Here is a 13483-nt window from a genome sequence, read left to right as displayed (position 1 = left end):
CCTCGGTTCTGTGAACCGCAGGAGGAGCGGAGCAGGGTTTCCGGCAAAGCGGTTCAGGCGCCAGACAGACCAGCCGCGCCTATGCCTGAAAATGAGGCAGAAACTTGAAGCTTAAAGAGACCTGCGACTTAAGGATGACCCTTTCTCGCATTGCACAAGACGTCAGGGACTGTACCTTTCTGACCATCGCCGGGCGTGGCGTCACACCGCGGCCTGAACAACGGCTGGACCAACCGGCCTCGGAATGAAGGGAAGGAAACCGATGCGCGTTCTCAATAAGATCCTGTTCGCCCTCAGCTGCACCGTCATGGCCCAGTCGGCCTATGCTCAGCAGGCTTCCGACGGCGTGGTCAAGATCGGCATCCTGAACGACCAATCCGGCGTTTACGCGGATTTCGGCGGCAAGTCCTCCGTCGAGGCCGCCCGCATGGCCGTGCAGGATTTCGGCGGCAAGGTTCTCGGCGTGCCGGTCGAGATCGTCAGCGCGGATCACCAGAACAAGCCTGACGTTGCAGCCAGCATCGCCCGCCAGTGGTACGACACCGACAAGGTCGATTCCATCATGGAACTGACCACGTCCTCCGTCGCCCTCGCAGTCCAGGGCCTGTCCAAGGACAAGAAGAAGATCACCATCACGACCGGCGCCGCGACGGCCGATCTCACCGGCAAGCAGTGCACGCCCTACGGCTTCCACTGGGCCTACGACACCCATGCTCTCGCGGTCGGCACCGGCGGCGCGCTCGTGGAAAACGGCGGCAACAAGTGGTTCTTCCTCACGGCCGACTACGCCTTCGGCTATTCCCTCGAAGGAGAGACTTCGAAATTCGTGAAGTCGAAGGGCGGTCAAGTCCTCGGTTCGGTCCGACATCCGCTGGCTGCGACCGATTATTCGTCCTTCCTGCTGCAGGCCCAGAGCTCCGGCGCCAACGTGATCGGCCTGGCTAATGCCGGTCTCGACACGGCCAACGCCATCAAGCAGGCGGCCGAGTTCGGCATCACCCAGGGCGGCACGCGCCTCGCGGCGCTGCTCTTCACCCTCGCTGAGGTGAAGGGCCTGGGCCTCAAGGCCGCTCAGGGCTTGACCCTGACGGAGGGCTGGTACTGGGATCAGAGCGACGAGAACCGCGCCTTCGCGAAGAAAGTCCAGGAGAAGACCGGCCGCATGCCGAACATGATCCATATGGGAACCTATTCGGCCGTGACGCAGTACCTGAAGGCCGTCCAGAAAGCCGGTACGGACTCGACGGAGCCGGTCGCCAAGCTCCTGCACGAGATGCCGGTCGAGGACGTTTTCGCGAAGAACGGCAAGGTGCTGCCCAACGGCCGCATGGTCTATGACATGTATCTCTTCCAGGTGAAGAAGCCGGAAGAGAGCAAGAGCGAGTGGGACATGTACAAGCAGCTCGCCAAGGTACCCGGCGACCAGGCCTACCTGTCGATGGCCGAGAGCGGCTGCCAGCTCACGCAGTAATCCACAGGCCGAGGCGGGACGGCCCAGGCTGTCCCGCTTCTTCATCGTCTCGCAACGGCTGGTGTCGAGCTTTGTGCCCGACCCGGCCGTTGCCACCTTACCGAGAGAGTATCGGCCGGTCCCTATGGTCAGTACGCAACCAATCCTGAGCGCCACCGGGCTCACCATGGAGTTCCGCGGCTTCGTCGCCGTGAAGGACGTGACGCTGTCCGTCAACGAGGGCACGATCCATGCCCTGATCGGACCGAACGGCGCCGGCAAGACGACGGTCTTCAACCTGCTCACGAAGTTCCTCACGCCGACCCGCGGGCAGATCACCTTCAAGGGCGCGAACATCACGAGCATGAAACCGGCCGAGGTCGCCCGTCTCGGACTCGTCCGCTCCTTCCAGATCTCGGCGGTGTTCCCGCATCTGACCGTGCTCGACAACGTGCGTGTGGCCCTGCAGCGGCCGTCCGGCCTCGCGACGCAGTTCTGGCGCCCCGCCTCGGCCCTTTCGACCCTCAACGACCGCGCCATGGAACTCATCGATGCGGTCGGCCTCAGGGCCTATGCGCATCTGCCGGCCGTCGAACTCTCCTACGGTCGCAAGCGCGCGCTGGAAATCGCCACGACCCTGGCGCTCGATCCTGCCATGCTGCTGCTCGATGAGCCCATGGCCGGCATGGGTCACGAGGATATCGGCCGCATCTCCGATCTGATCCGGCGCATCGCGAAGAACCGGACGGTGCTGATGGTCGAGCACAACCTGAATGTGGTGGCCGATCTCTGCGATCGCGTCACCGTTCTGGCACGCGGTGAGATTCTCTCCGACGGGTCCTATGACAAGGTCAGTCAGGATCCGCGCGTCCGCGAAGCCTATATGGGAACAGAGCATGAGTAGCGCTCCCCTCCTCGAAGTCCGCGGGCTCAACGCCTGGTATGGCGAGAGCCATGTTCTCCACGGGGTCGATCTCGACATCCGCGAGGGCGAAACCGTCACCCTGCTCGGCCGCAACGGCGCCGGCAAGACGACCACCCTGCGGGCCATCATGGGAATCCTGCGCCGCCGCGAGGGCGTGATCCGCCTGCGCGGCAAGGATCTCCTGGGATTGCCGCTCCACAAGGTCGCGCAGACCGGCCTCGGTTACGTGCCCGAGGAGCGCGGGATCTTCGCGAGCCTGAACGTTTCCGAGAACCTGATGCTGCCGCCGACAGTCGCGGAGGGCGGGATGAGCGTGGAGGAGATCTACAGCCTCTTCCCCAATCTCCATGAACGCCGCTCGAGCCAGGGGACGAAGCTGTCCGGCGGCGAGCAGCAGATGCTCGCCATCGCCCGCGTGCTGCGCACCGGCGCGCGGATCATCCTTCTCGACGAACCGACGGAGGGTCTGGCGCCGGTGATCGTCCAGCGTATCGGCGACGTTCTGGTCGCCCTGAAAAAGCGCGGCATGACCATCCTGCTCGTGGAGCAGAACTTCCGCTTCGCGAAGAAGGTGGCCGATCGCTTCTACCTCATGGAGGACGGGCGTATGGTGAACTCGTTCCCCGGCCACGAGCTCGATGCGCGCATGGACGAGCTCCACGAAGTTCTTGGGGTGTAGAGCATCATGAGCACGATTTTCGGCATTCCCGCCCCTGCCCTCTACGGCCAGATCCTCATCGGCCTGATCAACGGCTCGTTCTACGCCATGCTGAGCCTCGGCCTCGCCGTGATCTTTGGCCTGCTGCGGGTCATCAACTTCGCCCATGGCGCGCAGTACATGCTGGGCGCCTTCGCCGCCTACCTGCTCCTGAACTGGCTGGGAATCGGCTACTGGCCGGCGCTCATTCTGGCCCCTCTGATCGTCGGGGCGGTCGCGGTCGTGATCGAGAGGACGATGCTGAGCCGTCTCTACGGCGTGGATCCGCTCTACGGCCTTCTTCTGACCTTCGGCCTCGCGCTCATTCTCGAAGGCGCGTTCCGCTACTGGTTCGGCGCTGCCGGACAGCCCTATGCGCCACCGCCGCAGCTGACGGGCGCCGTCAATCTCGGCTTCATGTTCCTGCCGATCTACCGCGGCTGGGTGGTCATCGCCTCCCTGGTCGTCTGCCTCGGCACGTGGCTCCTCATCGAGAAGACGCGGCTTGGCGCCTATCTGAGAGCGGCCACGGAAAACGCCACGCTGGTCCAGGCCTTCGGCGTGAACGTGCCCCTGCTGCTCACGCTCACCTACGGCCTCGGCGCCGCCCTCGCGGCTCTGGCCGGCGTGCTGGCAGCCCCGATCTACCAGGTGAGCCCGCTGATGGGCTCGAACCTCATCATCATCGTGTTCGCAGTGGTCGTCGTCGGCGGCATGGGGTCGATCCTGGGCGCCATCGTGACCGGCTACGTGCTCGGCGTCCTCGAGGGGCTGACGAAGGTCTTCTATCCAGAAGCCTCGAGCATCGTTATCTTTGTGATCATGGCCATCGTTCTGCTCGTCAGGCCGGCAGGTCTCTTCGGGCGGGAGGAGTGATATCATGGCTGTCGGAACCCAGTATCTCACAGAACAGCCCAGGCTGCGGACGTCCTCCATGGTCCTCGGGACCATCGCGGTCGCAGCCCTGGCGGCGGCCCCCTTCTTCTTCTATCCCGTCATGCTGATGAGCGTGCTCTGCTTCGCGCTCTTCGCCTGCGCGTTCAACCTGCTCATCGGCTATGTGGGGCTCCTCTCCTTCGGCCATGCGGCCTTCTTCGGCGGGGCGGCCTATGTCACCGCCCATGCGGCCAAGGTGTGGGGCCTGGAGCCCCTGACCGCCATCCTGCTCGGCGTCGGCGGCGCGGCCGTAATGGGTGCCGTGATCGGTTTCGTCGCCATCCGCCGCCAGGGCATCTACTTCTCCATGATCACCCTTGCCCTGTCGCAGATGTTCGCCTTCATCTGCCTGCAGGTGCCCTTCACCCACGGTGAAGACGGAATCCAGGGCGTGCCGCGCGGCCATCTGCTCGGCGTCGTCGACCTGAACCAGCCTCTGGCCATGTACTACGTCACGCTGGCCATCTTCCTGTTCGGCTTCTTCGCGATCTGGCGCATCGTGAACTCGCCGTTCGGCAACATCCTCAAGGCGATCCGCGAGAACGAGCGCCGGGCGGTCTCGCTCGGCTACCGGGTGGACCGGTATAAGCTCGGCGCCTTCGTCATGTCGGCCGCTCTGGCAGGTCTGGCCGGCGGAACGAAGGCTATCGTGTTTCAGTTTGCAACGCTCACGGACGTGCAGTGGCAGATGTCCGGCGAGGTCATTCTCATGACCCTGCTCGGCGGCATCGGCACGTTGATCGGCCCCATCGTCGGCGCCGGCCTCGTGATCGCCCTGCAGAACTACCTGGCGGCATCCGACTTCCCCGTCACGGTGCTGATCGGCATCATCTTCGTAATATGCGTGCTTCTGTTCCGCCGAGGCATCGTCGGAGAGATCCTCGAGCTGATGAGACGCAGGTCCAAAGGGGCCGTCTAGGCGACAAATGTCGCAAACTCTGCCGGTGCCCATGCGGTTGAGCGCCGGCTCATGCGATTGAGCCATACCATGTCAGGCAGCGATACATTCGATTACGTGATTGTCGGCGCTGGATCCGCCGGCTGCGTCCTGGCGAACCGCCTGTCCAGGGATCCCGGCAATTCGGTTTGCGTGCTCGAGGCCGGCGGCAAGGACAACTGGATCTGGTTCCACATTCCGGTCGGCTATCTTTTCGCCATCGGCAATCCGCGCGCAGACTGGATGTTCAAGACCGAGGCGGAGCCCGGCCTGAACGGCCGCATCCTGAGCTATCCCCGCGGCAAGGTCCTGGGCGGCTGCTCGGCCATCAACGCCATGATCTACATGCGCGGCCAGCGGGAGGATTACGACAACTGGCGCCAGATGGGTCTCGCCGGCTGGGGCTGGGACGACGTCAGGCCCATCTTCCGTCAGCATCTCGATCACTACCTCGGAGAAGGCGACCACCACGGGGTGGGCGGCGAATGGCGCGTCGAGGCTCCTCGCATGCGCTGGGACCTTCTGGATGCCTTCGTCGAAGCCGCGGTCGAAGCAGGAATCCCCCGGGTCAGCGATTTCAATACCGGCAGCAACGAGGGTATCTCGTATTTCCACGTCAACCAGAAGAGTGGCCGGCGCTGGTCCGCGGCACGCGGTTTCCTCAAACCGGCTCTCTCCCGTCCCAATCTCAAGGTGGAGACGAAGGCTCATGCCACGCGCATCCTTTTCGAAGGCAGCCGCGCGATCGGTGTCGAGATCCTTCAGAACGGCGCTCTGAGGCGCCTTCTCGCGCGCAAGGAGGTCATACTCTCGGCAGGTGCCATCGCGTCCCCGCAGCTCCTGCAGCTGTCCGGAATCGGGGACGGCGCCTTCCTCCGGCAGTGCGGGATCGACGTGGTTCACCACCTGCCGGGCGTCGGCGAGAACCTGCAGGATCATCTCCAGCTGCGCCCGATCTATAGGGTGCACGGGGTGCGGACGCTCAACGAGGATTATCGGTCCCTGGTCAAGAAGGGCCGGATGGCGCTCGAATACGCCCTCTTCCGCAAGGGACCGCTCACGATGGCTCCCTCCCAACTGGGGGCCTTCACCCGTTCATCGGAGGATTATGCGACTCCGAACCTGCAATTCCACATCCAGCCTCTGTCGCTGGACAAGTTCGGGGACGCCCCGCATCCGTTCCCGGCCTTCACGGCGAGCGTCTGCAATCTCCGGCCGACCAGCCGGGGGAGCGTCAAGCTTCGCAGCAACAGCCCTGGCGAGGCGCCTGCCATTCGCCCGAACTACCTGTCGACCGTTGAGGATCAGAGAGTGGCCGTGGATGCCCTGCGCCTGGTCCGGCGCGTCGTCTCGATGCCGGCCCTTCAGAAGTACCGGCCCGAGGAGTACAGGCCTGGAGCCCAACTCTCGACGGACGACGAGCTTCTGAACGGTGCGCGGGAGATCGGAACCACGATCTTCCATCCTGTCGGGACCGCCAAGATGGGGATCGACGGCGACCCGATGGCCGTCACGGATGCGCGCCTGCGGGTCCGCGGCCTTGAAGGCCTGCGCGTCATCGACGCGTCCGTCATGCCGACCATTACGAGCGGAAACACGAATTCGCCAACGTTGATGATTGCCGAGAAGGGAGCCGCGATGATCCTGGAGGATCAGTCGCGAAGCGCAGTACCGGCCCGACGCTCCGCGTAACCTGAGCCGGGGGCTCTCTTCGACCCTTTGAAAGACGAATGGGAGCCAGCGGCTCCCATTAAAGAGGTGCTCCGAAGTCGACGCACTCAGCTCGTCGGCGTCCCGCGGCTTGCCGGGAGATGGCTCGCGGCCCAGATCGCGGCCTGCGTCCGATTCTTTGCCTGGATCTTGCGCAGGATCGCTTTGACGTGAACCTTGACGGTTGCTTCCGTGATGTCGAACTTTCGAGCGATGATCTTGTTCGAGTCTCCATCCATGAGGCAGCGCAGGATCACCGTCTCGCGAACCGAGAGACCCTTGGCCGGAGGGCCCATGTCATGGGGATCCTCGGCAGCCGGCACCTCATTCGCGTGAGCGCCCGGCGCCTCACGCTCCCGCAGAAGGTCGAGGATTGCCCCTGGGAAGATCGCCTCCCCCAGCATCACGAGGTCGAGCGATTTTACGAGGACCTCATGGGAGATGGACTTTTTGAGATAGGCGTCCGCCCCGGCCTGGAAGGCCGCAATAACCTGCTTGATGTCATACTGCTCGATCAGCATGACGATCTTCGCGCCGGAATTGGTGTCCTTCAATGCCTTGGCCTGCCGACAGGTTTCCTCATGGTCGCGGCTTGCATCAATGATGAGGACGATCGTGCTGCCATCGAAGGCCGCCATGGATCCCAACTCGTCGAGGCTCGCCGCAGCAGCAGATGGTGCGTAAGCCGTCTCCGCGAGAATTCTACGCAGACCTTCTCTCAAGAGGGCGTTCGGCTCGATGAGGAGCGTCTTCGTCGAGCGGCCAGCAACATGCTCCCCGGAAGAGGGCTCAACCGACCGTGCCAGTTCCATGTATCTTGAATACGCGACGTCCTTGGCCGACGAGGCTCCTGGATGAGGAAGGCTATCAAGATCGTAGGTGTTCCGCATCGCAGATGCCTTTCTGGTCTTGATTCGGTCAGGCAAATAGTAAAGGTCCCCTAAAGATCTTTAGCTTATAATCTCATTTGAGACAATCATTACCCATTCAAATCATTTTAACAATCTGTAATTGATAGGTACAAATATGATATGTAATACCGTATCACAGACGGTGGTCTAGTAAGCAATAAGTCCTCACCTCCAAGCACAAGATACTTCCTTTAGGAATTCTGGGAGGATGACTGTACCTGTCGCGGCAACACGAACGACCGTAAAGCTGACTTGATCTCGACCAAGGCCGAATTCTGGAGAGCCGCTGCGAGTTCGCCGTTCCGCACGATGTATTCCGGCAGGGTCGGTGGGAGCAGGTTATCCGGCCGCGAGCAAGTCCATGGCAAACAATCAATCGCTGGCAAGTCGGCGCATGCCGCAAATGTCGCTCCACCATCTTCCGGGCACGGGTGAAGCGACACGGACGCTGTCAGCGCAAGCTGTTTGCCGCCAAGGTGTCTTCCGCCTGCATCCAAGATGCATCAGCCGCGCCCGACGACAAGTGGTTGACGGCCCACATGGCAGCCTGTGTCCGGTTTGCCACGCGGATCTTGCGCAGAATAGCCTTGATGTGAACTTTCACTGTTGCCTCGGCAACATCAAGCTTGCGCGCGATGACCTTGTTCGGCGCGCCCTGCATCAAACACTGAAGGATCTCCGCCTCTCTGCTCGACAGGGTGCGGATCGGTGAATCCTGGCCTTCCGACGTCGGAGCAGCCTGAAGAGAGGAAACTTTGACGACAGGAGCCTCCTTCGAGAGATCCAGCGCCTCGGTGTGCGTGGAAATGGCGGCAAGGAAGGCTGCGGACGGGAAGACGACTTCGCCCAGCATCACCAGATCGAGGTACTTGATCAGAGCCTCGCATCCTGTCGTCGCGAGACAGTATCCATCCGCACCGGATTGGAAGGCCGATTTCATCCCCTCAAGATTGAAGCTGTCCGAGAGCAGGACGATGCGAGCTTGAGCATATTGCTCTTTCAACGACGAGATGCCTTCAGCCAACCCGGTTGGATAAAGGTTAGCATCGAGAATGAAGAGGATCTGGCCTTCCCGCGAGGTCTCATCGAGAGCGATCTCTGCGCGCGTCAGGTTCTCCGGGTGCAGACGGAATCGCGTGCTCGAGAGGATATGCCTCAAGCCCTCGCGCAGCATCGAATTCTTGCAGCCTAAGATCGTGGTGACTGGGAGAAGGTGTGACATGCGAGGGAGCCTTTCCGCAGAGATTACCTCGAATTGTACAAATTAACCGTTCGTTATCCATCCTTAATAAAGGGGTATCGTTTTATGCTTAGGAGGTAGAAATCAATGCCTCTTCAGAGGCCTTCGTTTTGAGGAGACGGATCAATGCCGAAACGAGGCCATCCGCTCAAATAATTTCTTTATAACGTTTTATCTGATGTCGAGTTTTCTGATGCGCGGACGCGTTCAGGCCCAAGCCCGGCGGGGTTGCAACCCACCTCGCCCGCAACGCGAATACAGGCCTTGCGCATGCCCGAGACATGCACGCCATTCAGCCCATCCGGACAGAGTTCTTATGCGGACAATCGCGTGCCGCCGATAAACGGTCGCGCTTGATCCGAGATGCCGTTGATTGCGGCACCTCGTCTGGCATTCCCAGTCCTACCGAGCAACGGCTTTAGGCGTGCCAGAAGAGGCTCCGCCGGCCTACCTGGTCGGTTCGGCTGTTGCAGGATCTGTCATGGCACTCAAAGCAACGGCGGCAAGAGGAAAGCCGCTATCCCGGGCGCTGCTCATGAGTTCGATCGCCTTCGCGGAGTCGGCACGGACCCCCGATCCTGACTTGTACATGAGTCCAAGCCGGTACTTGGCTTCGGAATTGCCTGAATCGGCCGCAATCTGCAGCAGGCTTGCTGCCTTCTCCGGCAATGCTTGAACGCCAATCCCATCGTTGTAGGCATGAGCCAGGCCGATGAGCGCTTCGGTGTTCCCGGCCGAGGCCGCCTTGTCGAGACCTGCGATGATCAGAGCAACCAAGTCATCGGCGGGCCGCAAGGTCAGAAGTCTTGCGAGGGTCTGCCCGGCCGCCAGATTGTCCTTGTCCAGGGCTGCAAGGCTGTACCACCGCACGACCTGCCGCTGGTCTTCGAGATCGGTGCTGCTCGAGAGAGCAGTCGCCATGCGCATGGCGGCAGCGGAATCGCCGCGCTCCGCCGCGATCCTGATCAACCGGGCGGCCGCATCACGGTTCTGGATCCCTCGTGTTCCACGCTCCAGTTCGGCAGCGACCTGGTAGGCGATGCTAGGCTTGAGTTGAGCCGCCTGCTCGAAGAACCGAAGCGCCGACTCCATGTCCGTCGTTCCCTCGCTACCCAGGGCGAGCGCCCAGCCGATCTCGAGCAGGGTGCTGCGCCGACGGCCCTCGTTCACACTATCGAGCCATTTCAGCGCAGCCGTCTCATTGCGCTCCAAGCCACGACCGGTGCCATAGCCATAAGCGGCATAGGCCATAGCGCGCTCATGACCGACACGAGCAGCCCACAGGTACCACTCGGCGGCCTTCTTCGTGTCGACGGGAACACCTTCGCCGCGATCGTACATGCCGGCCACGGCCAGCACCGAACTCGAGGCGCCTCTGAGAGCCTCGAACCGGAGGCGCTGCTCGAGCCGGGCACGATCGACACCCTGCAGCGCCACCTCGTGGCGGGCCATGATCTTTGCCATGAGGCGGGTTGCTTCGCGGTCGCCGCGGGACGACGCGATCTTGGCCGCATCCAGCCCGGTGGCGAAGTCCTGCGTATCCATCTCCGCGTCGAGAGCTTTCCGACCGAGGCGGAGGAGCCTCACCGTGGACATGGCGCGCAGCTGCGCCTGGGTGGGCGATGCGGGCTTGGCCGTGGCAGCCCCCTGGGCTGCCGGTGCCTTCGCGTCGCTCGGAGAGGCGGCCAAGCCCGCCAGAGAAGCGCTCGTGAAGAGGCAGCTCAGGAGAACGATACCATTAATCTTGATCATCTTGCCTCTCCCACAACGCATGTCAGCGCTCGTCTCGTCTTTCATGGTTCTTCGTCTCCACGCGGACATCACTTCCGGGCAGCACCCTCCGCCGTCTTCAGCCAGTCCTGCGCGGCGCTTGCATTCACGTCGGTGCCGAAGCCGAGCGTCATGGCGAGGCTGAGACCGTACATGGCCTCTGGATCGCCGGCTCGTGCCGCACGCTGAAGCCATTCCGTGCTTGCGCTCGCCGATAGTTCGACGCCGTATCCCGATGCAAAGGCACGGGAGAGCTCCTTCATGGCGATCGTGTCGCCGGCCTCTGCCGCCTTCAGCAGCCAAGCTGCGCCGGTTCGCGGATCAGCCGGCACACCGAAGCCGAGCTGCAGGCTGCGTCCATATTCCCGAATGGCCGGCGCAAAGCCGCTCTCGGCGCTCGCCCGGAGAGTCTCCACCGCTCGACCGGCCGCCTCCGTGGGCATTGCAGCCACTCTCGAAAGGTCGGCCGCTACGGCGGCGTCTCCTTTCTGCAAAGCTCTGGAGAGCCATTGCACGGCTGTTTGCATGTTGCTCTCGCCGATCTCTCCGGAGACATAGCCGCGACCCAGGTAACGCATTGCATCAACCCGGCCTGCTTCTGCTGAGATTTGGATGTACCTGACGGCCTCGTTCTTGCTGGCAGGCCCGCCGACTTCCTCGACCATCGCACGCCCGATCAGGAACAGGGCTGATGGATCGCGGCCGCTGCCTTGGGTGTCCGCGAGGGCCCTCTTCATCCAAAGACGAGCGTTCTCCTTGTGATCCGGACCGGGAACCTTGTGATAGGCCTGCGCGAGCTCCACCATGTCTCGTGTGGTACAAACCGGCAATGATGCAATGCGGGTGAGCCAGCGCGCGGCCTCAGGCTCATCCTTGGCACTCGCCGCAAGGGTAATGGCCGCCCGCACGTTGCCGGCCGCCGCCGCCGCCTGCCTCCACTCCAATCCTGTCTTGCCGGTCACTTGAAGCTGAGCGTTGGGGAGCTCGGCGAGAGCCAGCATCGCGGCAGCATTGCCCGCCGAGGCGGACTCCCGCAGGAGCTGCACGCCCTTCATGACATCCTCGCTCCGCCCACGTTGGGCGACCAAGAGGCGTCCGAGTTCGAGTTGCGCGTTCGGGTCACTCTCTTGCGCGGCAGCCTCGAGCAGCGTCCGGGCCCCGGCCTCGTCGCGGCCGCCGGACTTGCCGTCTAGCATTCGACGGGCCAGGAGAACCATGGCCCGGGTCCGCCCCTCCCCTGGTGCGAGAGCTATCTCGCGCCAGCGGGCCGATGCCGCCTCATCCATTGTGACGCCCAGACCGGAGCGATAGGCGGAGGACAGGAGGATCATGCTCTCGCGGTCTCCACGCTCGGCTGCACGGAGGAGCGCCTTCGCGTTCCGCTGGGCGACGGCCGGATCGTCGCCTGCCTGGTTCGCGATGGCCGAAATGCTGCGCACGTGTCCGGCCTCCGCCGCGCGCGTCAACCAAACCTCGGCCTGCACCGGATCCGGAGCGACGGCGGTGCTGCAGGCGTAGAGTTCGGCCAGCACACCCATGGCATCGGCATCACCAAGCGAGGCGGCCTCCTTCAGGTGGCGAAGCGCCTCCTCGGACCGTCCCATCGCCGGATAGGCCAGCAGAAGTTTCGCCATTTCCGTGAGAGATCCGACATCCCCGCGGGCCGCCGCTTGGCGATAGAGGCTCAAGGCCGCATTCACATCCGGCTTCCCGGTCGTGCCAGCGGCATAAAGCCGTGCGAGGCTGACCAGAATGCCATTGGTGTGCCCCGGCAAGGCACTTGCCTTCACGAGGACGTCCGCCGCCTTCGGCAGGTCCGCGGCTGCGCCGAACTCGCCACGGTAATGGCGGGCAAGGAGCTTGTAGGCCTCGGGATCGGCATTCGACCCGGCGCGCTCGAGCCAGGCGATCGCCTTGGGCACATCTTTCGGCGCACGATCGCCGAGCAGGAGACGCTCACCCAGCAACGTCATGGCCCGAGGCTGTCCCGCCTCCGCGGCTCGTGTGAGATGCGACAGAAACTGCTCCGGGGCCGCCTCGACACGGCCTTGCAGGTAAATTTCCGCAAGGGCCAGATCGGCCTTGGCGTCGCCCTGGCGTGCGGCGGCTTCGAACCACCTGACGGCCTCAGTCAGTCCTCCGGGCACAAGGGCGTCTTCGCTCAAGATCGTCCCGATCTCGAAGAGCGCGCCGCACTTGCCTTTCCCGAGATCGGCGTAGAGGGTCTGGAGGGCCAGCTTGATGAGATCGTCCGTCGCGCCCTGCGGGACAGAACCGATCTTCCCGCTGCGCTGCAGCCGCGCCAACTCGATCATGCCGTCGATATTGCCAGCCGTCGCGGAGGCGCGGAGCAGTTGCTCCGCGTCTCGAACATTGGCCGCGGCAATCCGACCCTGCACATGGAGCTGAGCGAGCAGAACGGATGCATCCATGTTCAGCATGGAAGAGGCCGTCTTGAAATGGCTCGCCGCACGCTCGGCATCGACAGGCCCCGCGGCAGGATCGAGAAAGAGCTTGCCCAGACGAAAATGAGCCCTGCCCCTCCCGGCCCATGGCCGGTCTGCGAGATCCTCGAGAAGTTTACGCGCCGTCAGAGGCGACCGGCTGATGTCGGAACGTCCCTCGGCGTAGGCGATCGCAGCCTCGTACATCTCGTCGGGATTGTTGACGGGCTGCGATCTGTCCCACGTGCTCCAATCCCGCGTCAGGTGCGGCTTGGTGGCCGGCTGGCAGATCTTGCTAAAATCGGCATTGGGTGCGAGGGATCGCGGTGCGGATGTCTGGGAAGCCCCGGGGGCGGCAAGCGCCATCCACACGGCGAAACCTGCCAGGGAGGCGCTGCCGATCCGGGCTGGCCGAAAGGCCAGCGATACTCTGGCGGGCCGACGAAACATCACCATTGTGGCT

General features: G+C 63.2%; 10 protein-coding genes. 6 read left to right on the top strand and 4 right to left on the bottom strand.

Annotated features, from left to right (window positions below; translation table 11 throughout):
* The first annotated feature begins 307 nt into the window (after positions 1-307).
* The 6 genes from HPT29_RS06230 (at position 308) to HPT29_RS06205 (ending at position 6637) form a co-directional block, all read left to right on the top strand.
* Positions 308-1471, top strand: coding sequence for an ABC transporter substrate-binding protein (locus tag HPT29_RS06230; protein ID WP_173946973.1), 1164 nt, complete (start codon positions 308-310; stop codon positions 1469-1471).
* 124 nt (positions 1472-1595) lie between these two features.
* Entirely contained in the window at positions 1596-2354 is a 759-nt protein-coding gene (locus HPT29_RS06225) for an ABC transporter ATP-binding protein (RefSeq protein ID WP_173946968.1), read from the top strand.
* On the top strand, positions 2347-3054 hold the full coding sequence (locus tag HPT29_RS06220; RefSeq protein ID WP_173946967.1) for an ABC transporter ATP-binding protein: 708 nt from the start codon (positions 2347-2349) through the stop codon (positions 3052-3054). The genes HPT29_RS06225 and HPT29_RS06220 overlap by 8 nt, the downstream gene beginning before the upstream one ends.
* 6 nt (positions 3055-3060) lie before the next feature.
* Positions 3061-3948: a branched-chain amino acid ABC transporter permease gene (locus tag HPT29_RS06215; protein ID WP_173946966.1), complete on the top strand. Its 888-nt coding sequence runs from the start codon at positions 3061-3063 to the stop codon at positions 3946-3948.
* 4 nt (positions 3949-3952) lie between these two features.
* Entirely contained in the window at positions 3953-4927 is a 975-nt protein-coding gene (locus HPT29_RS06210; RefSeq protein ID WP_173946965.1) for a branched-chain amino acid ABC transporter permease, read from the top strand.
* Positions 4928-4996: 69 nt separating this feature from the next.
* Positions 4997-6637 carry a GMC family oxidoreductase gene (locus tag HPT29_RS06205; protein ID WP_173946964.1) on the top strand — a complete coding sequence of 547 codons (1641 nt, stop codon included), beginning with the start codon at positions 4997-4999 and terminating at the stop codon, positions 6635-6637.
* Positions 6638-6723: 86 nt separating this feature from the next.
* On the opposite strand, the gene HPT29_RS06200 is transcribed toward HPT29_RS06205, so the two are convergent.
* The 4 genes from HPT29_RS06200 to HPT29_RS06185 form a co-directional block, all read right to left on the bottom strand.
* The gene (locus tag HPT29_RS06200) at positions 6724-7467 is read right to left on the bottom strand and encodes a response regulator transcription factor (RefSeq protein ID WP_173946963.1); all 744 of its coding nucleotides are present in this window, start codon (positions 7465-7467) and stop codon (positions 6724-6726) included.
* A gap of 550 nt (positions 7468-8017) precedes the next feature.
* Positions 8018-8740, bottom strand: coding sequence for a LuxR C-terminal-related transcriptional regulator (locus HPT29_RS06195; protein WP_210810827.1), 723 nt, complete (start codon positions 8738-8740; stop codon positions 8018-8020).
* A 513-nt stretch (positions 8741-9253) separates the two neighbouring features.
* Entirely contained in the window at positions 9254-10558 is a 1305-nt protein-coding gene (locus HPT29_RS06190) for a tetratricopeptide repeat protein (RefSeq protein ID WP_173946961.1), read from the bottom strand.
* Positions 10559-10626: 68 nt separating this feature from the next.
* On the bottom strand, positions 10627-13476 hold the full coding sequence (locus HPT29_RS06185; protein ID WP_173946960.1) for a tetratricopeptide repeat protein: 2850 nt from the start codon (positions 13474-13476) through the stop codon (positions 10627-10629).
* Between the last annotated feature and the right edge of the window lie 7 nt (positions 13477-13483).

The sequence above is a fragment of the Microvirga terrae genome, from assembly GCF_013307435.2.
In the GTDB taxonomy this organism is placed as follows: domain Bacteria; phylum Pseudomonadota; class Alphaproteobacteria; order Rhizobiales; family Beijerinckiaceae; genus Microvirga; species Microvirga terrae.
The sequence above is the reverse complement of the archived record's forward strand: the minus strand, read 5'-3'. Positions and strand labels throughout refer to the sequence as shown.